Origin of the sequence: Bradyrhizobium sp. NBAIM03 (assembly GCF_020194055.1) — a bacterium.
In the GTDB taxonomy this organism is placed as follows: domain Bacteria; phylum Pseudomonadota; class Alphaproteobacteria; order Rhizobiales; family Xanthobacteraceae; genus Bradyrhizobium; species Bradyrhizobium yuanmingense.
On record NZ_JADYVS010000002.1, the window covers coordinates 133,346 to 151,301 of the forward strand.

A 17,956-nucleotide genomic window follows, 5' to 3' on the forward strand; every position below is an offset into this window, starting at 1 on the left:
ATTTTAGGTGCTGCGATGTTAGAGATTGGTATTTTCTGCGTCATCCTCCTGGCCGTCGGCTATTGGGCGACCATGTTCATCATGGGCCGTCGCGACGACGTCATCCATGGCAAGTTCGTTCACGCCGAGGACGAGGGCGAATTCGCCCCGGCCGCAATGCCTGCGCCTCCGCTATTCCCGAAGCGTCCCGTGAAAGCTGCGCAGCGCCCCGCTGCCGAGCCAGCCAGCACCGAGGCCAAGCCGGTGAACAGCGCCGCGCTGCAATCGCTGCTCGCCGCGATCCAGCAGGATCTCAAAAGCGTGGCTTGAGTCTTTCGCGAGGCCGCAACACAAGAGCGGCTGAGGTTCAGCCGCACATGTGCGCCATGGCTGTGACAGCGCGCTACAGCATGATTCGGAAAAGTGGGTAGCGGTTTTCCGAAAAGCTCATGCTCAAACAGTAACCCAAAGCGCGATGACGATTCATCTTAATCGCGTCGCGCTTTAGGCGGCGTGCCGCATGCGTTCGATACTCTGAGTAATATGGTTTCCTGCATCGTCAGCCACCTTCAAAGACATGTCCGCCATCCGGCGGCTGGTATCGAGGGCGCTTCTGATCGAATCGCGCATCAGATCGGTCTGCACAGCCGCCAAATCCTGCGGAGTTCGGCAGCGCCAGAGTTCATTCATACGGTCCATGGTCCTCTCGATCTGCTGTCGAACGAAATCGAAGTACTCGCGTGAGACGCCGTTCATTCCTTTGACGACCGCGGTTGTAGAGTACATGATTGCTTCAGCGTTGCGGACCGATCGTTCTGTTGCCTGCTCCGTTTCATTGCCCGTCACACCGAACGTGCGACCAAGCTGATCAGCAGACCGGCCCAACATTACAGTGGCCATGTCGACGCCGAAGCGCCAACTGTTTTGCAACATCTCGGCATTCTGTTGCAGCAGGTGACTGCTGGCTTGGGCCACCTCCTCGCTGGCCTCAGCGGTAGCTAAGCCGATCCGTCTGGTTTGCTCAGCGGTCCTTTCGGCGGCGCGGCGCATTGTGTCCTCAGGGCTTTGCGTAGACTTTTCCTCCTGGCGTGGATTAGCCATCTGTTGCTCCTTGGTTATTGTTGGTGACGTCGGATCCTCTCCGTCACAGGTGCGATCCTTAGCGGCCAACGTGGGCATTTCTGGACCGTTCCGGGGCACGTGATTTTTAATCAATCCTCCGCGATCGCGCGCAGGAACGAGCGCTTCAACTTCCAATTACTCCATGGATTGGTTCACTTGCTTGGCACCGCGGGTCTCATGTTCATACCCTCGATCATCAAGGGTCAGTAATGACCACCGCTGAAACCGTGTTGCTCATCGCTGCCTTGTTATTGGCGCTTCTCGTCGTCGGTAACATCGGCTTCTCCAAACTGGCCGAGTGGAGGAATCCACCAATCGGCAAGTTCCTCGAATGCGACGGCGTAGTGCTCCACTATGTCGATCGAGGGGATCCGGCCGCTCCTTGCGTCGTGCTGCTCCATGGCAACGGATCCATGATCCAGGACTTCACGATCAGCGGTCTGGTCGATCTTCTTGCCCGCACCAATCGCGTGGTGTGCTTCGATCGCCCAGGCTTTGGCTATAGTCAGCGGCCGCGGCTCCGAATATGGACCGCGGCAGCTCAAGCCGCTCTGCTGGCGAAGGCGCTCAATCAACTTGGAATCCGCAATCCGGTTGTGCTCGGCCATTCTTGGGGCGCCTTGGTCGCTATCGCTCTCGCCGTGCGAAAGGATTATCCGACCCAGGGTCTTGTGCTTGCGTCAGGGTACTATTTCCCGACCGGCCGATTGGACGTGTGGCTGATGTCAGGTCCAGCCATACCGGTCCTGGGCGACCTGGTCAGTTACACTGTCGCGCCGATCGTTTCGTGGGCCGTCCTGCCAGGAGCTCTTCGCAAGATCTTTGCGCCCCGTTCTGTCCCGCAGACGTTCAGGAATGAATTTCCAGCGTCTTTGGTGCTCAGACCCACACAGTTGAGGGCGGCTGCGGAGGAAAGTGCACTCCTCATTCCAACTGCAACACAATTCCAAGCTTATTATCCAGCCATCGGCGAGCGAGTGCAGATATTCCACGGAACAGAGGACCAAGTGATCGAATTCAGACAAGCGCAGGATTTACATCAAGCACTGCCTCGGTCCGATCTTCACCTTGTTCCAAATGCCGGGCATATGGTCACGTACGCAGACCCCGCCGCCATCGTGGAGGTCGTCAACTCAATGACGAACTCCTGAGATCGGCAGCGACGGCCGTCACTGGGCCTTGCCGCGTGCAGGCGCAGCAACCGGCCGCAATTCCATTCTTGATATGCCTGCTGCGACGTTCACACCTGTCTGCGCCTGGACGGACACCGGCTGCAAGGCAATCGTACGATCCGAGCCGCCCACCAGGAGGTTGGCACCAACTCCGGCGCCGACAGTGCCGCCGGCGGTCGCGCCCGCATAAGTTCCGGCCAAGGCTGCCCGGCGAACTGTCGTTGGCGCAAACACGGTCCAAACGAGCTGACCGCCGGACGTGGCTCCTATGTCCAGACCAAGCGTGCTGACGGTGCCTTCGTAAGCCTCGCGCGCCCTGCCTCGTGCCGATGCATAGATGCAGCTCAGCTGCCGTTGTCCCGCAACAATCATGCCGACTCCGGGCGATATGTTGCACGTGAGTGTGCCGACTCTCGAGCGCCCAGCCTCCTGCGCCGTTGCCGGAACCATCGTGAGGACGAGTGCCAAGGCCGCGCAAGCCGTGGCCAAATTGGTCAGCCTCGCTTCATTCAGCGTTGTCCTGGTCATGGGGCCTCCATCGACGTAGTCTGATCGTCCTTCAATGCGCGCGGAGCCAGCGATGTTCCTGTTGGTCGCAAGCCGAAGCTCCAGAACCACTAGACAGGCCTCGCTTACGGGGTCGGGATGTGGAGCACGCGTGTCCGGCTCTGCGCTAGGTGTTGAGTGACAGGCGGACATCAAGCGCGCCTACTGCACGCAGCCGATTTTATCAGTGCCCGTCGCCCATCTGGATGAGCAGCTCCTCGATATCGACATCGACCTGGCCGGCCGCCCTGATGTGGCGGACCTCGAGACTGTCGGGCTGGAAGCGGTATTCGACCAGGCCGACTTCCTTGATCGCGATCCGGTCCTGGCGCTGATCGTTGATGACGAAGCCCGCTGACGGCGCCCAGACGTGGCGGGTGTGGCGGAAGGTGAAGTCGCGGCGCTGGTGCACGTGCCCGCTGGCGATGAGACGCAGGTCGACCTTGCCGAACATCTCGATCAGCCGCGCCCGCGCCGGCTGCGGCACGTAGCGGATCGACGTCTCCGGCGTCTCGGCGTCGTCGGGCAGGTTGAGGAACAGCGGCTTGTGCAGGAACAGTGCGACCGGCCTGCCGTTCACGCGCGAGATTTCCTGAGACAGCCAGTCGAGCTGCTCGGCCTCGAAGGCGAGGCCCGAATTCATCACCAGCGAATTGAGGCCGATGAAGCGCCAGCCCGCGGCGTCAAACGCCCAATGATCTTCGCCGATGATGTCGCAGAACTGCTGGCGGTGCGTCTCGCTGACCGGCGGCTTCGGCGCCGGCCCGATCGCGGTCGGATTGTCCCCGATATCGTGATTGCCGGGGAGATAGCGGCAGGTGACGGGCAGCGCGTCGTGCAGGCTCTTCGCGAATTCGACGTCGTCGCGGCTGGTCGGCCCGTCGAACGAGACATCGCCGGTGTTGACGACGAGATCGGGCCTACCGGCGTCGATATGCTCGCTGATCGCCGCGAAGTTGGCGATCAGGCCGGGAAAGCGCCGGCCAAGATGGGTGTCGGAAATCTGCGTGAGACGAAATTCGGACATGCGATCATCCTACCGGTCGCCGCGCGTCGGCACGATGACGGGGCGGGCATGGATCGCAGCGAACAAAGTTTAAAGCACGCGATAGCGGATGCTGTAGCCGTCCTGCGGGGCGACGGCAGCGGCGAGCGGGGAAGCGATGCGGTCGGCGAGGTGCCAGGGGCCGAACTGGCCGGAGCGATGCGGCTCGGCCGGCAGGCGGAGGCGGAACTCGAAGACGCCCTTGCCTGAGAGGTTCACGACCAGAACGCGATCGGCCGTGCGGTGGTTGAGCACCACTGCGCCGCGCAGCACGGCCCGGCCGTCCGAGAGGTCGCGCACGCCGTCCACCAGCGCCAATGTCTGGTTGCGGTCGGTGTGCAGCTCGATCTGGCTGTCGTTCACCGCCGTCAGCATCTCCCGGGGCATGCGGATCTCGAACTCGATGGCGGGCTTGGAGGGATTGAGGCCGAGATAGGCGAGCGCCGCATGGCGCATGTCGTAGGCGGCAAAGGCGAACAGCGCGAGCGCGGCCAAGGTCGCCAGGCCATGCCTGATGACGTCGCGCCAGGTCCTGTAACTCAGGCGGAAGTAGACCGTCATGGCCAGCGCGACCGCGAGCGCTGCCGCGATCCCCGACAGCGCCGACATCAGGATCCCGAGCTGGCCCGCGGCGGCTTCGCTGAACAAGCTGGACAAGGAATTCATGGCTGGCTCGCCTCGGGGCCCAAGGGGCCGAAATCGCTTCAACAATCTGGGGTTGGTCGGGGAAGCGGGAATGCCGGTTCAAGTCGTTCATTGTCAGCGCCAAAAGTCGCGGCTAATGACGTCGGCGGCATTTCGCCTCCCGGGAAAGTTCCGATGTCCGTTCAAATGGTCCTGCTGCCGGTCTTCGTGCAGGTCGCTCTCACCTTCGCGCTGCTGATCGGCATGGTCCTGGCGCGCCGCAAGACCTTGGTCTCCGGCGAGACCAAGATCCGTGACATTGCGCTCGGCGAGCCGAACTGGCCGAAGGGCGCCACACAAATCGCCAATTGCTACCGCAACCAGTTCGAGCTGCCGGTGCTGTTCTATGTCCTGATTGCGCTGGCATTGCCCTTGCGCCGCGCCGATCTCTTCATCGTGCTGATGTCCTGGGTGTTCGTGGTGACGCGCTTTGCCCATGCCGGCGTGTTCGTTTCCTCCAACGATCTCGGCCGCCGCTCCACGGTCTGGCTCGCCGGCGTGCTGGTGCTGCTCGCGATGTGGATTTACTTCGCGCTGAAGCTTTTGCTGCTGATCTAGGCGCTGCGCACCACTTGAAAGAACGCGAATGACCCCTGCTGCCCGGCTGTCCGCAGCCATCGAACTGATCGACACCATCGAGAGGGACCGCGTGCCCGCGGCGAAGGCGCTGAAGGAGTGGGGCACCGCGCACCGCTTCGCCGGTTCCGGCGACCGCGCGGCCATCGCCGGCCTCGTCTGGGATGTGCTGCGCCGCTACGCCTCGAGCGCCTGGCTGATGGATTCCGATACCGCGCGGGCCCGGCTGATCGGCATGCTCCGCCTCGAGCGCAACATGGACACGGCGACTATGGGCGCCTTGTTCGACGGCAGCCGCTTTGCGCCGGCGCCGCTGACCGAGGCCGAGCAGGCTGCGCTCGCCTCGCGCTCCCTCCAGGACGCACCTGCCGCCGTCGCCGGCGACTACCCGGAATGGCTCGACCCGCACCTTGCCAAGGTGTTCGGCGAGGACCGCGCCGCGGAGGCGGCCGCCATGGCGAGCCGGGCGCCGCTGGACCTGCGCGTCAACACGCTAAAATCCAACCGCGACAAGGCGCTGAAGGCGCTTTCTCATCTTCATGCAAAACCGACGCCCTGGTCCGCAACCGGCCTGCGCATCGAGCTTTCGGCCGATGCGCGCAATCCCGGCATCCAGGCGGAAGAGGATTTCATCAAGGGCGCGATTGAAGTGCAGGATGAGGGATCGCAGCTTGCGGCCCAGTTCACCGCGGCAAAACCCGGCGAGCAGGTGATCGATCTCTGCGCCGGCGCCGGCGGCAAGACGCTGGCGCTGGCCGCCCTGATGCAGGGCAAGGGTCGGCTGATCGCAACCGACCGTGACAAGCGCCAGCTCGCGCCGATCCATGAGCGGCTGTCGCGCGCCGGCGTCCACAACGCCGAAATCCGCACGCCCAAGGGCGAGGCCGATTCGCTTGCCGACATCCGCAGCACCGCCGACCTCGTCGTGATCGACGCGCCCTGCACCGGAACCGGCACCTGGCGCCGCAACCCCGATGCCAAATGGCGCATGCGCCCCGGCGCGCTGGAGATCCGTCTGCGCGACCAGGCCGAGGTGCTGGAGCGCGCGGTTCCGCTGGTCAAGCCGGGCGGCCGCATCGCCTACATCACCTGCTCGGTGCTGGCGGAGGAGAACGGCGAGCAGGTGAGGGCGTTCGTCGGCCGACATGGCGAGTTCTCGGTCGTCCCGCCCGAGCAGACTGCAAGCGTGCTCTGGGACAAGGCGGAAGCCTTTGGCGAGGCTGCGCTGCAGTCAGCCGAGGGCTGGCTGATGACGCCGCGCCGGACCGGGACGGATGGGTTTTTCGTGTCGGTGCTGAAAAAGACCGGCTGATCGACGTTGTCATTCCGGGGCGCGCGTAGCGCGAGCCCGGAATCCATCGTGCGGCGGTCTCCGCGGGTCCATGGATTCCGGGTTCGCCCTGCGGGCGCCCCGAAATGACATCAAAAACAAAAGCCCCGCAGACCGATCCCGGTCGCGGGGCTTTCGAGTTCCAACGTTCTGCCGGTATGTCCGCGGTCAGAACGGTGCGAGGGCGTTAGCCGACGCGGAGATTGTCAGCCGACGACTTGCCGCTGCGGCGGTCGGCGACGATGTCGAACGAGACCTTCTGACCCTCGTTGAGGGAGGAGAGGCCAGCGCGCTCGACGGCGCTGATGTGAACGAACACGTCCTTCTGGCCGTCATCCGGCTGGATGAAACCATAACCCTTTTGGGTGTTGAACCACTTCACGGTGCCCATAGCCATGGGAATTTCCTTGTTAAGTTAGAGAGGTACGCACGCAGACCGGTACGCAGCATTGCGCCCATAGTCCCTGATGAGTCGATGTTTGGAGAATTCATCTGAAGCGTGCGCGCCCGTCAGCAACGAAGCGAAGCGGCCCAGTCGTTCGGCCAAGTATCGATGATCACAATATAGCGAGAATTTGGGGCCACTTCAAGGCACCACCCGCGACCCGAAACGTCGCGCGACTTTGCTATTTTGCGGTGCAAATTAACCGTCGGCGCGCTTCAGTCGACGATGAAGAGCGTCGCCCCCGTCGTCGTCGAGGACCGGTGCGCGGCGTCGCCTAAGTCCGATACCTGGTAGCTCATCCCCGCCGTGAGCTTGAATTTGCGCCCGTCGCGCAACTCAGAGTCGAGCTCGCCCTTCAGCACATAGAGCACGTGGCCGCGATCGCACCAGTGATCGGCGAGATAGCCCGGCGAGTACTCCACCATCCGCACGCGGAGTTCGCCGATGTTGAGCGTGCGCCATGTGGCCTCGCCGCTCTCGCCCGGATGCGTGGTCGGCTCAACCTTGCTCCAGTCGGTGACGGTGAAGGGGGAGGTGGGGAGTTTCATGGGGGCGATCCTGTCTCGGAGCCGGCGCCGCTTTTGTTAGCGCACGCTGTTGCCTCCGTCATTGCGGGCGCGAGTCGTCGCCCCGATGTGGCCGCTTTTTCTTGGAGCGCTCGTTAGCGTTGCGACGACGTTTGCGTTGACCAAATTAGGTAAATATTACTTACCTAAGCGCCTCGTGTCCATGCCCAAAGAAGCATGTGGGCGCTCCACCACCGCGGTTGCGGCCCGCGCGCCGCCAGCGTATTGGCTGGCCATGACAGCAGCACAGAACGACCGCTCCGCGTCGACGCCCTCGGTGGCCTCGGCGCACGACAAGATTCTCATCGTCGACTTCGGCAGCCAGGTGACGCAGCTGATCGCGCGTCGCGTGCGCGAGGACGGCGTCTATTGCGAGATCGTCCCGTTCAACAAGGCGGAAGCCGCCTTCGAGGAGATGAAGCCGAAAGCGGTGATCCTCTCCGGCGGCCCCGAGTCGGTGCATGAAGCCGGCTCACCCCGCGCCCCGCAACTCATCTTCGATTCCGGCGTGCCGGTGATGGGCATCTGCTACGGCCAGATGACCATGGCGGCCCAGTTAGGGGGCGAGGTCGAGGGCGGCCATCACCGCGAATTCGGCCGCGCCGATGTCGAGGTGAAGGCCGAGAGCCAGCTGTTCGCAGACGTCTGGTCGTCAGGCAGCAAGAACCAGGTCTGGATGAGCCATGGCGACCGCATCACCAGGATGCCGCCGGGCTTCTCCGTCGCCGGCACCTCGCCGAATGCGCCCTTCGCAATCATCCAGGACGAGAAGCGCAAATATTACGGCCTGATGTTCCACCCCGAAGTGGTGCACACGCCCGACGGCGCAAAGCTCATCCGCAACTTCGTGCGCAAGATCGCCGGCCTCACCGGCGACTGGACCATGCGCGCCTTCCGCGAGGAGGAGATCGCAAAAATCCGTGCACAGGTCGGCAAGGGCAGGGTGATCTGCGGCCTCTCCGGAGGCGTCGATTCGGCCGTGGCGGCCGTCCTGATCCACGAGGCCATCGGCGACCAGCTGACGTGTGTGTTCGTCGATCACGGCTTGATGCGCCTCAACGAGGCCGAGCAGGTCGTCGACCTCTTCCGCCACCACTACAACATCCCGCTCGTCCACGTGGACGCTTCCAAGCAATTCCTCGGCGAGCTCGAGGGCGTCACCGACCCCGAAGCCAAGCGCAAGACCATCGGCCGCCTCTTCATCGAGGTGTTCGAGGCTGAGGCCAAGAAGATCGGCGGCGCCGATTTCCTGGCGCAAGGCACGCTCTATCCTGATGTGATCGAGAGCGTCTCCTTCACCGGCGGACCTTCCGTCACCATCAAGTCGCACCACAATGTCGGCGGCCTTCCTGAGCGCATGAACATGAAGCTCGTCGAGCCCCTGCGCGAGCTGTTCAAGGACGAGGTGCGCAAGCTCGGCCGTGAGCTCGGCTTGCCCGAAATCTTCGTCGGCCGCCATCCGTTCCCGGGCCCGGGCCTTGCCATCCGCTGCCCCGGCGACATCACCAGGGACAAGCTCGACATCCTGCGCAAAGCCGACGCCGTCTACATCGACCAGATCCGCAAGCACGGCCTCTACGACGAAATCTGGCAGGCGTTCGCCGTGCTGCTTCCCGTGAAGACCGTCGGCGTCATGGGCGACGGCCGCACTTACGATTACGTCGTTGGCCTGCGCGCCGTGACCTCGACCGACGGAATGACCGCGGACTTCTACCAGTTCGACATGAAGTTCTTAGGGGAGACCGCGACGCGGATCATCAACGAGGTGAAGGGCGTGAACCGCGTGGTGTATGATGTGACCAGCAAGCCGCCGGGGACGATCGAGTGGGAGTGATCTGGTTGGTTGGCACGGCCCGGAACCAGAAAGGTGAAACCCTGGAACGCCCGCAGAGATGCGGGCTTCTTCGTTTTCAAGCTGGTGCTTGCGAGCGCCGGCAAGACTCGCGTCGCTGTCCATCTTTGCCAAGATCGATAGGTAGCGGACCATCAGCTTGCGGCGGATCTGGCAACACTTTCTCGAGGTCGAAGGAGGAGCTGCGATGACCATCTCGACAAGCGAAGTGGAACAGTTCTTTGAACGATATGCCCAAGCCTTCAGAGATGGCTTGGACGGTACTCTTGATGAGGAGTTTTTCCGTTCGCTTTTTTCCACCCAATATATCGCTGCAGGACCAAAGGGTGTCATGGCAGGGGACAACGATCACAGTTTTGTCGAGCGGATTTCAAAAGGATACGAGCGCTACCGTCAGATCGGAAACAAGGCGGTCACCGTCTCCGAGATCGAGATGCATTCGATCGATGAAACACATTGCCTTGTCCACGTGGGCTGGAGCAGCGAATTCGAGAAAGATGGCAGGCGTATCGACGTGCCTTTTACCAATGCCTATCTGCTTGAGCAGAATGATGGGCTGCTGAAGGTTTTCGGCTGGATTACGGGTGATGAAGTTCAACTGCTCAAGGACAATGGCCTCTTGTGAGGCTTGCCCAACGGCAGCGCGTCAGCAACTTGCATTGATCAAATAAGCTCTGCGCCGGCTCTTCGAAGCCGGCAGAACGGCCTCTGCGCGTCGAACTCAACCGCAACTCGTCCGTTGCAGGCCGTGCGCGGGGTAGGACATTCCGGCATATTGAGATGGTAATGTGCCGAGGATAGCCTTCAAGGACAGTGCCCGCAGAATGCTTAAAACCCTCGACATCGGATGTTCGAGGCAGTTGGAACAAGCGTAGGTTGAAAGCGTTAGCTGCGGGCCGCACTTGATGTCGGGGGCGGAGCTATGTCCGACTTATTACCCAGCGCGTTGGATCTTGCGCGCTTCCAGTTTGCCTTCACGGTGGTCTGGCACTTCCTGTTTCCGGCCTTCACGATCGGGCTGGCGAGCTATCTTGCGGTGCTCGAAGGGCTGTGGCTGTGGACGGGCCGGGGCGCCTATCTAGATACCTACCGCTATTGGCTTAAGATTTTCGCTGTCGCTTTCGCCATGGGCGTGGTGTCGGGCTTGGTCATGTCATACCAGTTCGGCACGAACTGGTCGGTGTTTGCCGACAAGACATCCCCGGTGCTCGGGCCGCTCCTCGGCTACGAGGTGCTGACGGCATTCTTTCTCGAGGCCGGCTTCCTTGGAGTCATGCTCTTCGGCCTGGGACGCGTTGGCCCGCGCCTGCATTTCGTCGCGACCTGTTTCGTCGCGGGCGGCACCTTGCTCTCGGCCTTCTGGATTCTAGCCGCAAATTCCTGGATGCAGACGCCGGCAGGACACGCGATGGGAGCGGACGGCCAATTCATCCCCGAGAGCTGGCTCGCGATCATCTTCAATCCGTCGTTCCCTTATCGCTTCGCCCACACGGTGACGGCGGCTTACCTGACGACCGCGATGATCGTGGGAGCCGTGGGCGCCTGGCACCTGCTGCGGAACAGGATGAACGAACGCGCTCGCATCATGTTCTCAATGGCGATGTGGATGGCCGCGATCGTGGCCCCGCTACAGCTTCTGATCGGCGATCTGCATGGGGTGAATTCGTATCACCACCAGCCCACCAAGGTCGCCGCCATGGAGGGTCACTTCGAGACCGAGCGCCGCGCGCCTTCCATCCTGTTCGGAATGCCGGACGCCGAAGCCGGGGTGACGCGCGGCCAAATTGCCATTCCTGGCTTTGCGAGCCTCTATCTCACGCATAGCCTTGATGGAGAGGTCAAGGGGCTCAAGGCTTTCCCGAAAGACACCTGGCCGACCAACATTCCGCTCGTCTTCTGGGCGTTCCGCATCATGGTCGGCTTGGGGATTCTGATGATCGTGCTCGGCATGGCCTCGCTCGTTCTGCGTTGGCGAGACGCCCTGTACGACACGCCATGGCTGCATCGCTTTGCCGTGGCCATGGGGCCGTCGGGGCTGATTGCTGTGACAGCTGGATGGACAGTGACGGAAGCGGGACGCCAGCCATTCACGGTTTATGGACTGCTGAGGACCGCCGATAGCGTGGCGCCGATCGCAGCGCCGGCCGTGGCCGCGTCTCTGGCGGCATTCGTTGTCGTGTACTTTGTCGTGTTCGGCGCGGGGATTGCTTATCTGTTTCACCTCTTCCGCCAGACCCCTGAAGCCGGCGAGCACGGACCGCCACAAGGCCAGCCGGTCCGCACGGCCGGCATCACGCCGGCGCCAGCCTTGATAGCAGGGTCAGACACGCACAGAGCAGAGCCGCGACAAGCGGGGATCCGGCCATGAGCATCGACCTCACATTGATTTGGGCGCTGCTGATCGCCACGGCCGTGCTGCTCTACGTTGTGATGGACGGCTTCCACCTCGGCGTCGGCATCCTGTTTCCGGCCGAGGTGGCGAGGCCCGATCGCGATGTCATGGTCAACTCGGTGGCACCGGTCTGGGACGGCAACGAAACCTGGCTCGTCCTCGGTGGCGGCGGATTGTTCGCCGTGTTTCCACTGGCCTACGCGACGATTTTTCCTGCGCTGTACATGCCGCTCATTCTGATGCTGCTGGCGCTGGTGTTCCGCGGAGTAGCCTTCGAAATGCGGTTTCGAGCGCGGACGTCGGCTGGTGAAATATGGTGGGACCGCGCCTTCTCGTGGGGCAGCTTTGCGGCCGCATTGCTCCAGGGCGTTTGCCTTGGTGCCATCGTGCAGGGCATCCGCGTGGAGGGGCGTGCTTACGCCGGCGGGTGGTGGGACTGGCTGACACCTTTCTCGGTTTTGACCGGTGTTGCCCTTGTCGTCGGCTACGGCCTGCTCGGCGCGTGCTGGCTGATATGGAAGACCGACGGCGCGCTTCAGGCACGCTGCCGCAACTACGCACGCGTTCTCGGGTTTGCGACACTCGGCTTCATCGCCCTCATATCACTGATGATGGTCATCCAAAGCCCTGCGTTCCGGGAGCGATGGCTGACGCTGCCGAACATGCTTTACGCAGCGCCTGTGCCAGTTCTCTTGGCCCTGCTGGCATGGCGCTTTCACCGCGCGCTCGCGAAGGGCGAGGATGGGATGCCGTTCCTGTGCGCGCTCGGCTTTTTCCTGCTTTCTTATGCCGGGCTGGGCATTAGCATGTGGCCGATGATCGTGCCGCCCTCGATTACGATCTGGCAGGCAGCCACGCATCCCAGCAGCCAGTTGTTCCTGCTCGTCGGCGCGGCGGTGCTGGTACCGGTGATCCTTGTCTATACCGGCTACGTCTATTGGATCTTCCGCGGCAAGGTGCGGCACGGCGAGGGGTATCACTGATGCTGCGCGCATCGCGGACCTGGAAGCAGCTGCTATGGTTCGTGACGCTGTGGGCTGCAGGTGTCACCACGCTCTTCGTGATCGCATTGCCGATCCGGTGGTTGCTCAAGGCGGGATGAGGAATCCGGAGCGGGCAGGATCGGCAGGCTGCCACTCCTCTCGGCATAGTGCGGCGCTGCGAGCCCCTCGCGTGCCATGCTTGGCCACGTCATCCCGACTGTGCGTAGCTCCCCGGCACAAACGTCGGATGCCCGACCTCTGCTCCCGTGATACGACATCCGCATCGTCTCCAAGGAGCCCGCTTAATGTCCGTCGCGACTGCCGCCAGCCAGCAGCCTGCTGCCGCTGAAACCGACCCCGAAACCCTCGGCTATATGCGCGGCTTCCCGCCATCCCCCGACCGCCTCATTACCTTCCAGGACGGCTCCTTCCGCAGCTTCCCCGAGCTGCGCTGGGCCTGGAGCAACATCCGCCAGCTCGTGCCGACCGTGAACGTCTGGCGCGGGGCAGGGCCGGCGTCGGTGTTGCCGCGGGCGGAGCAGGACATCGGCCGGGTTGCCTCGGTCACGATGGACGGCCGACCCATGACGTTCGAAAAGATGCTGGAGGAGACCTACACTGACGGCATCGCCGTGCTGCACCGGGGCAGGCTGATCTATGAGCGCTATTTCGGCGCGTTGAAGCCGCACAAGCCGCATATCGCGATGTCGGTGACGAAGTCGTTCACCGGCGTGCTCGCGGGGATTCTGGTCGCTGAGGGCAAGGTCGATCCGCAGGCGCCCGTCGTCGACTATGTTCCGGAGCTGAAGCCAAGCGCGTTCGGCGATGCGCGTGTGCACGAGGTCATGGATATGACCACGGGGCTCGCCTACACCGAGGTCTACACCGACAAGAACTCGGACGTGTGGGGCCTCAGGCGCGCCAACGGCATGGCGCCGATCCCTCCGGGCTATGACGGCCCCACCACCATCTTCGATTTCCTCATCGCGCAGAAGAAGCAGGGCGAGCACGGCAAGGCCTTTGCCTACAAGACCGTCAACACCGACGTGCTCGCGTGGATCATCAGGCGCGCCAGCGGCCTGACGCTGTCCGACCTCCTGTCCGAGCGGATCTGGCAGCCGATGGGCGCTGAGGAGGACGCGCATTATCACGTCGACCGCATAGGCACCGAGAGCGGCGGCGGCGGTCTCTCCACGACATTGCGCGATCTCGCTCGCTTTGGCGAGACCATGCGCAACCACGGCCGCTTCAACGGCCGCCAGATCGTGCCGTCGCAGGTGGTCGAAGACATCGCGCGCGGCGGCGATCCCGAAAAATTCAAGCCGGCCGGCTACACCACGCTGCCGGGCGCCTCCTACCGCAATCAATGGTGGGTGACGCACAACGCGCACGGCGCCTACATGGCGCGCGGCGTCTACGGCCAGGGCATCTACATCGATCCCAAGGCCGAAATGGTGATCGCACGCTACGCCTCGCATCCCATGGCAGGCAACGCCGCCAACGATCCCGTGACGCTGCCGGCCTACATGGCGCTAGCCAAAGCGCTAGTGGTCGGTGCGTAGGGTGGATTAGCCTGCGGCTGCGCGAAGCGCAGTCCGCCGGCGTAATCCACCATCTCTCGCCGCGCCGTGTCGGCAATGGCGGATTACGCCTTCGGCTAATCCGCCCTACGAGCTGGCGAAGGCGCTGATGCCCGGCGGGTAGTGCGTCGCAGCTCGTGCCTCACTCATGCGCCTCCTGCCAATGCGGATAAGTGACATAGGCGGTGACGGCGCCTTGCTCGTGCGAGCGGATCGTGACCGTCTCGCCCTTCGGCATATGGACGATCTCGCCGGGCCCCGCGGTCACGGTGCTGCCGTCGCTCGTGACCGACAGCTTCCCTTCGAGGACGATCATGACATCGTCGACCTTCATCGTCTCCTTGAGATTTTGGTTCGGCGCGTAGCGGCCGAAGCCGATCGTGATAGGTCCGCCGTGGCGCTGGTCGACCAAGTTGGCGACGAAGATATCGCCGTCCTGTCCCGGTGAGCGCTCGAGCGAGGCGTCGGCGATGGCGAATTTGCGAACTTTCATGAGGTCATTCCGTCTTGTGGGGCTGGGGGAGGGCACGGATAGACGCCGTGGCCGTTGTTTGGTTCCGCCTCGCGGGCGGTTTGACACAGCGGAACGTCGCGCAATATAAGTATTGACTTATATTAGTCGCGATCGATATTTGTTCGGCGGATGAACCACAGGGAGAACCGAAAATGCAGATCGACGTCGCCAGGGTCTTGGGGCTTGTGACGCGCTCGGTGAGGAGCTTGGAGAGAGACGGCAAGCCGGCTAGCGCGGTGACGCTAACGCGGCTCTACGACACCAGCGTCGACGATCTCTGGGACGCCGTGACCAGCAGGGAGCGGATCCCGCGCTGGTTTGCGCCGGTCGAGGGCGACCTCCGGCTCGGCGGACGCTACCAGGTCAAGGGCAATGCCGGCGGCACCATCACGTCCTGCACGCCGCCCACCCATTTCGCCGCGACCTGGGAATTCGGCGGCGCCACGAGCTGGATCGACGTCAGCCTGAAAGCCGAGCGGAGCCAGGCGCGCCTGACGCTTGAGCACACCGCGATCATCGAGGATCATTGGAATCAGTTCGGTCCGGGTGCGGTCGGTATCGGTTGGGACCTCGCGCTTGCGGGACTTGAGCGATATCTTGCGACCGGGGCATCGGTCGATCATGAAACGGCGGAGGCGTGGATGGTCTCGCCCGAGGGCAAGGACTTCATGACGACGAGCGGCGAATATTGGCGTGCGGCGCATGTCGCAAGCGGGGTCGATCCTGACGAGGCGAAGCAGCGCTCGGACCGCACCATCGCATTCTATCGCGGCGAGATGCCGCCCGACATCGTTCATCCCGGCACCGGAAGCTGATGCACGCCTTCGAGGTCCTCGCCGATCCCGTGCGCCGCCGCATCCTCGAGCTGCTCGGCCTCAAGGAGATGGCGTCCGGCGAGGTCGTCGAAGTCATCGGGGCCGAGTTCGGCATCACCCAGGCGGCCGTCTCGCAGCACCTCAAGGTGCTGCGCGAGAGCGGCTTTGCGAGCGTCCGGGCGGAGGCGCAAAGGCGCCTCTATTCGGTCGACGCCGCCGGGCTGCAAGCGGTCGATGCCTGGGTCGGCCAGTTCAGGATTTTCTGGGAGCCGAAGCTGGACGCGCTCGCCACCGAGATCGCGCGCGGCAAGCGCGAGCGTCGCAAGGCGCCGATCATCAAGCGGACAGGGAAGAGGGCGTAATCGGGCTCCGTAGCCTGGATGGAGCGCAGCGTAATCCGGGGTGTCCCACACAGGCAGTAGCGTAGGGTGGATTAGCAGGCCGCCGCGAAGCGCAGCGGGCGGCGTAATCCACCATCTCTCTCATTTTGTCGTACTCAGGTGGATTACGCTGCGCTAATCCACCCTACGAATTCCGCGACATCTTCTCGAACTTCTTCACCAGCCGCTCCCGCTTCAGCCGCGACAGCCGCTGAATCCAGAACATGCCGTCGAGCTGGTCGATCTCGTGCTGATGGCAGACAGCTCGCAGGGCTTCGGACTCCTCGGTGTGCATGTTGCCGTCGAGATCCCGATAGCTGATCCGCACCCGCGCGTGTCGCTGCACCTCGTCGTTGATCCCCGGCATCGAGACGCTGCCTTCGCGGTGCATGATCATCTCCGGCGAGACCCATGTGATCTCCGGATTGACGTAGGTCTGCGGGCCGTCCTTCGCGTCGAGCTCCAGCACCACGACGCGCAAGGGCACGCCGATATGCGGCGCGGTGATGCCGATGCCGGGCGCGGCGCGCATTGTGTCGAGCAGATCCTGCGCGAGCTCGCGCAAGGAATCGTCGAACGCGGTGACGGCGCGGGCCGGCAGCGCAAGCCGGCGGTCGGGATAGCGCACGATCGGGCGGATGGTCATGCAGGGCTCCTACCACTCACTCACGGATCATTGAAGCATCCTCGCTTGACCGCCTACCTACTGGAAGGTAGCTAAGCGCCATGAGCACCGCTTCCTCGACCGCCGACGACATTCTTGGCTGCGCCCGTACGCTGATCATCGCGGGCGGCTACAACGGCTTCAGTTACGCCGACATCGCCGATGTCGTCGGCATCCGCAAGCCGAGCATCCACCACCACTTTGCCAGCAAGATCGATCTGGTCCGCACCCTGGTGTCGCGCTATCGCGAGGAGGCCCAGGCAGGGCTGTCGGCGCTCGAGCGCAATGTCGCCGACCCCGCCGAGCAGCTCAAAAGCTACATCGCCTATTGGGAGGCGTGCATCAAGGATGCGACGGCTCCCTTCTGCGTCTGCGCGCTCCTTGCCAGTGAGCTTCCGATTCTGCCCGAGGAAGTGGCGCTCGAAGTCCGCGCGCATTTCCGCTCCGTGTCGTCGTGGCTGGCTTCGGTGATGGAGCGCGGCAAGCGGCAAGGCCGGCTCCATCTCTCCGGCACCGCGCGGGCCGAGGCGGAGGGATTCATGGCAACCGTTCACGGCGCGATGCTGTCGGCGCGGGCCTATGGCGATCCAAAAATCTTCGGGACAATCACCCGGCCGCTGCTGGAGCGGCTTTCCACCAGGCACTGACGAGATCGGCACAGGCCGGGCAGGGCGGTGCTCGGCGTCGTATGTAAACTACCAACTAGTAGGTAAGGAGCAGAAAATGAGAACCAGCGAGATGGCTTTGGGCGCCGACCAGGCGCAATGGCTGAAGCAGTACTACTTCATGCGTGCCGCGTTTTCCGTCGCTTGGGTCATTGCGGCCCTCGCGATCGCGCCGTCATCGGCAGTGATCGCAGCGACGTTGCTCGTTGCCTATCCGGCCTGGGACGCTGCCGCCAATTATCTCGACGCGCTCTGGAGCGGTGGCTTGAACCAGAACCGCACGCAGGGCCTGAACGTGCTGGTCAGCCTCGCCACCACCATTGCGGTCATCCTGGCCTTGCAGGTCAGCATGAACTGGGTGCTCGGAATCTTCGGAGCCTGGGCGATCCTGTCCGGACTGCTCCAGGTCGGCACGGCCGTGCGGCGCTGGAAGCGTCTCGGCGCGCAATGGGCCATGGTGCTCAGCGGTGGCCAGTCGGCCCTGGCGGGCGGCTTCTTCATCTTCCAGGCCGCGACGCCTGCGGTGCCGTCGATTGCGAATGTCGCGGGCTATGCCGCGGTCGGCGCGATCTACTTCCTGGTCTCGGCGGTCTGGCTCACGGTCGGCGACTGGCGCCGTAGTGCGGCCCTGTGAGCCGCAATGTCA

22 protein-coding genes are annotated in these 17,956 nt (G+C 63.3%); 14 read left to right on the forward strand and 8 right to left on the reverse strand.

Features of this window, described 5'->3' with window-relative positions:
* The first annotated feature begins 15 nt into the window (after positions 1-15).
* Positions 16-309, forward strand: coding sequence for a hypothetical protein (locus I6F21_RS03220; RefSeq protein ID WP_225140210.1), 294 nt, complete (start codon positions 16-18; stop codon positions 307-309).
* Positions 310-483: 174 nt separating this feature from the next.
* Here I6F21_RS03220 and I6F21_RS03225 read toward each other — a convergent pair whose 3' ends face one another.
* The gene (locus I6F21_RS03225; protein WP_036001015.1) at positions 484-1,080 is read right to left on the reverse strand and encodes a phasin family protein; all 597 of its coding nucleotides are present in this window, start codon (positions 1,078-1,080) and stop codon (positions 484-486) included.
* A gap of 230 nt (positions 1,081-1,310) precedes the next feature.
* On the opposite strand from I6F21_RS03225, the gene I6F21_RS03230 reads away from it, so the two are divergent.
* Positions 1,311-2,252 (forward strand): alpha/beta hydrolase, encoded by a 942-nt coding sequence (locus I6F21_RS03230; RefSeq protein ID WP_036022562.1) that lies wholly within the window; start codon positions 1,311-1,313, stop codon positions 2,250-2,252.
* Positions 2,253-2,270: 18 nt separating this feature from the next.
* On the opposite strand, the gene I6F21_RS03235 is transcribed toward I6F21_RS03230, so the two are convergent.
* The 3 genes from I6F21_RS03235 to I6F21_RS03245 form a co-directional block, all read right to left on the reverse strand.
* On the reverse strand, positions 2,271-2,801 hold the full coding sequence (locus I6F21_RS03235) for a DUF992 domain-containing protein (protein WP_050995857.1): 531 nt from the start codon (positions 2,799-2,801) through the stop codon (positions 2,271-2,273).
* A 202-nt stretch (positions 2,802-3,003) separates the two neighbouring features.
* The gene (locus I6F21_RS03240; protein WP_225140211.1) at positions 3,004-3,846 is read right to left on the reverse strand and encodes a metallophosphoesterase; all 843 of its coding nucleotides are present in this window, start codon (positions 3,844-3,846) and stop codon (positions 3,004-3,006) included.
* Between the two features lie 69 nt (positions 3,847-3,915).
* Positions 3,916-4,530 (reverse strand): acriflavin resistance protein, encoded by a 615-nt coding sequence (locus tag I6F21_RS03245; RefSeq protein WP_225140212.1) that lies wholly within the window; start codon positions 4,528-4,530, stop codon positions 3,916-3,918.
* Between the two features lie 153 nt (positions 4,531-4,683).
* Between I6F21_RS03245 and I6F21_RS03250 the strand changes: the two genes are divergently transcribed.
* Positions 4,684-5,106 carry an MAPEG family protein gene (locus tag I6F21_RS03250; RefSeq protein WP_036000992.1) on the forward strand — a complete coding sequence of 141 codons (423 nt, stop codon included), beginning with the start codon at positions 4,684-4,686 and terminating at the stop codon, positions 5,104-5,106.
* A gap of 28 nt (positions 5,107-5,134) precedes the next feature.
* On the forward strand, positions 5,135-6,436 hold the full coding sequence (locus I6F21_RS03255; RefSeq protein WP_225140213.1) for an RsmB/NOP family class I SAM-dependent RNA methyltransferase: 1,302 nt from the start codon (positions 5,135-5,137) through the stop codon (positions 6,434-6,436).
* Between the two features lie 205 nt (positions 6,437-6,641).
* On the opposite strand, the gene I6F21_RS03260 is transcribed toward I6F21_RS03255, so the two are convergent.
* Positions 6,642-6,851: a cold-shock protein gene (locus I6F21_RS03260; RefSeq protein WP_008141931.1), complete on the reverse strand. Its 210-nt coding sequence runs from the start codon at positions 6,849-6,851 to the stop codon at positions 6,642-6,644.
* Positions 6,852-7,114: 263 nt separating this feature from the next.
* The gene (locus I6F21_RS03265) at positions 7,115-7,447 is read right to left on the reverse strand and encodes a DHCW motif cupin fold protein (protein WP_225140214.1); all 333 of its coding nucleotides are present in this window, start codon (positions 7,445-7,447) and stop codon (positions 7,115-7,117) included.
* A gap of 253 nt (positions 7,448-7,700) precedes the next feature.
* On the opposite strand from I6F21_RS03265, the gene guaA reads away from it, so the two are divergent.
* The 6 genes from guaA (at position 7,701) to I6F21_RS03295 (ending at position 14,254) form a co-directional block, all read left to right on the forward strand.
* Positions 7,701-9,299 (forward strand): glutamine-hydrolyzing GMP synthase, encoded by a 1,599-nt coding sequence (guaA, locus tag I6F21_RS03270; protein WP_225140215.1) that lies wholly within the window; start codon positions 7,701-7,703, stop codon positions 9,297-9,299.
* Positions 9,300-9,504: 205 nt separating this feature from the next.
* On the forward strand, positions 9,505-9,942 hold the full coding sequence (locus tag I6F21_RS03275; RefSeq protein ID WP_225140216.1) for a nuclear transport factor 2 family protein: 438 nt from the start codon (positions 9,505-9,507) through the stop codon (positions 9,940-9,942).
* 297 nt (positions 9,943-10,239) lie between these two features.
* Positions 10,240-11,685, forward strand: coding sequence for a cytochrome ubiquinol oxidase subunit I (locus tag I6F21_RS03280; protein ID WP_225112227.1), 1,446 nt, complete (start codon positions 10,240-10,242; stop codon positions 11,683-11,685).
* The gene (gene cydB / locus I6F21_RS03285) at positions 11,682-12,692 is read left to right on the forward strand and encodes a cytochrome d ubiquinol oxidase subunit II (protein WP_225182807.1); all 1,011 of its coding nucleotides are present in this window, start codon (positions 11,682-11,684) and stop codon (positions 12,690-12,692) included. The genes I6F21_RS03280 and cydB overlap by 4 nt, the downstream gene beginning before the upstream one ends.
* On the forward strand, positions 12,692-12,811 hold the full coding sequence (locus I6F21_RS03290) for a DUF2474 family protein (RefSeq protein WP_225140218.1): 120 nt from the start codon (positions 12,692-12,694) through the stop codon (positions 12,809-12,811). The genes cydB and I6F21_RS03290 overlap by 1 nt, the downstream gene beginning before the upstream one ends.
* A gap of 186 nt (positions 12,812-12,997) precedes the next feature.
* Entirely contained in the window at positions 12,998-14,254 is a 1,257-nt protein-coding gene (locus I6F21_RS03295) for a serine hydrolase (RefSeq protein ID WP_225140219.1), read from the forward strand.
* 160 nt (positions 14,255-14,414) lie between these two features.
* Here the strand turns inward: I6F21_RS03295 and I6F21_RS03300 are convergent, their stop codons facing one another.
* Complete coding sequence (locus tag I6F21_RS03300; RefSeq protein ID WP_036022587.1) at positions 14,415-14,765, reverse strand: cupin domain-containing protein; 351 nt, start codon at positions 14,763-14,765, stop codon at positions 14,415-14,417.
* A 173-nt stretch (positions 14,766-14,938) separates the two neighbouring features.
* On the opposite strand from I6F21_RS03300, the gene I6F21_RS03305 reads away from it, so the two are divergent.
* Positions 14,939-15,601: an SRPBCC family protein gene (locus I6F21_RS03305; protein WP_036000961.1), complete on the forward strand. Its 663-nt coding sequence runs from the start codon at positions 14,939-14,941 to the stop codon at positions 15,599-15,601.
* Positions 15,601-15,963 carry a metalloregulator ArsR/SmtB family transcription factor gene (locus I6F21_RS03310; protein WP_057028929.1) on the forward strand — a complete coding sequence of 121 codons (363 nt, stop codon included), beginning with the start codon at positions 15,601-15,603 and terminating at the stop codon, positions 15,961-15,963. The genes I6F21_RS03305 and I6F21_RS03310 overlap by 1 nt, the downstream gene beginning before the upstream one ends.
* 163 nt (positions 15,964-16,126) lie before the next feature.
* On the opposite strand, the gene I6F21_RS03315 is transcribed toward I6F21_RS03310, so the two are convergent.
* Positions 16,127-16,627, reverse strand: coding sequence for a peptide deformylase (locus I6F21_RS03315; RefSeq protein ID WP_225140220.1), 501 nt, complete (start codon positions 16,625-16,627; stop codon positions 16,127-16,129).
* A gap of 80 nt (positions 16,628-16,707) precedes the next feature.
* Between I6F21_RS03315 and I6F21_RS03320 the strand changes: the two genes are divergently transcribed.
* Positions 16,708-17,292, forward strand: a complete 585-nt coding sequence (locus tag I6F21_RS03320) for a TetR/AcrR family transcriptional regulator (protein ID WP_225140221.1) — start codon at positions 16,708-16,710, stop codon at positions 17,290-17,292.
* A gap of 76 nt (positions 17,293-17,368) precedes the next feature.
* Positions 17,369-17,944, forward strand: coding sequence for a DUF308 domain-containing protein (locus tag I6F21_RS03325; protein ID WP_225182808.1), 576 nt, complete (start codon positions 17,369-17,371; stop codon positions 17,942-17,944).
* The last annotated feature ends 12 nt before the right edge of the window (positions 17,945-17,956 follow it).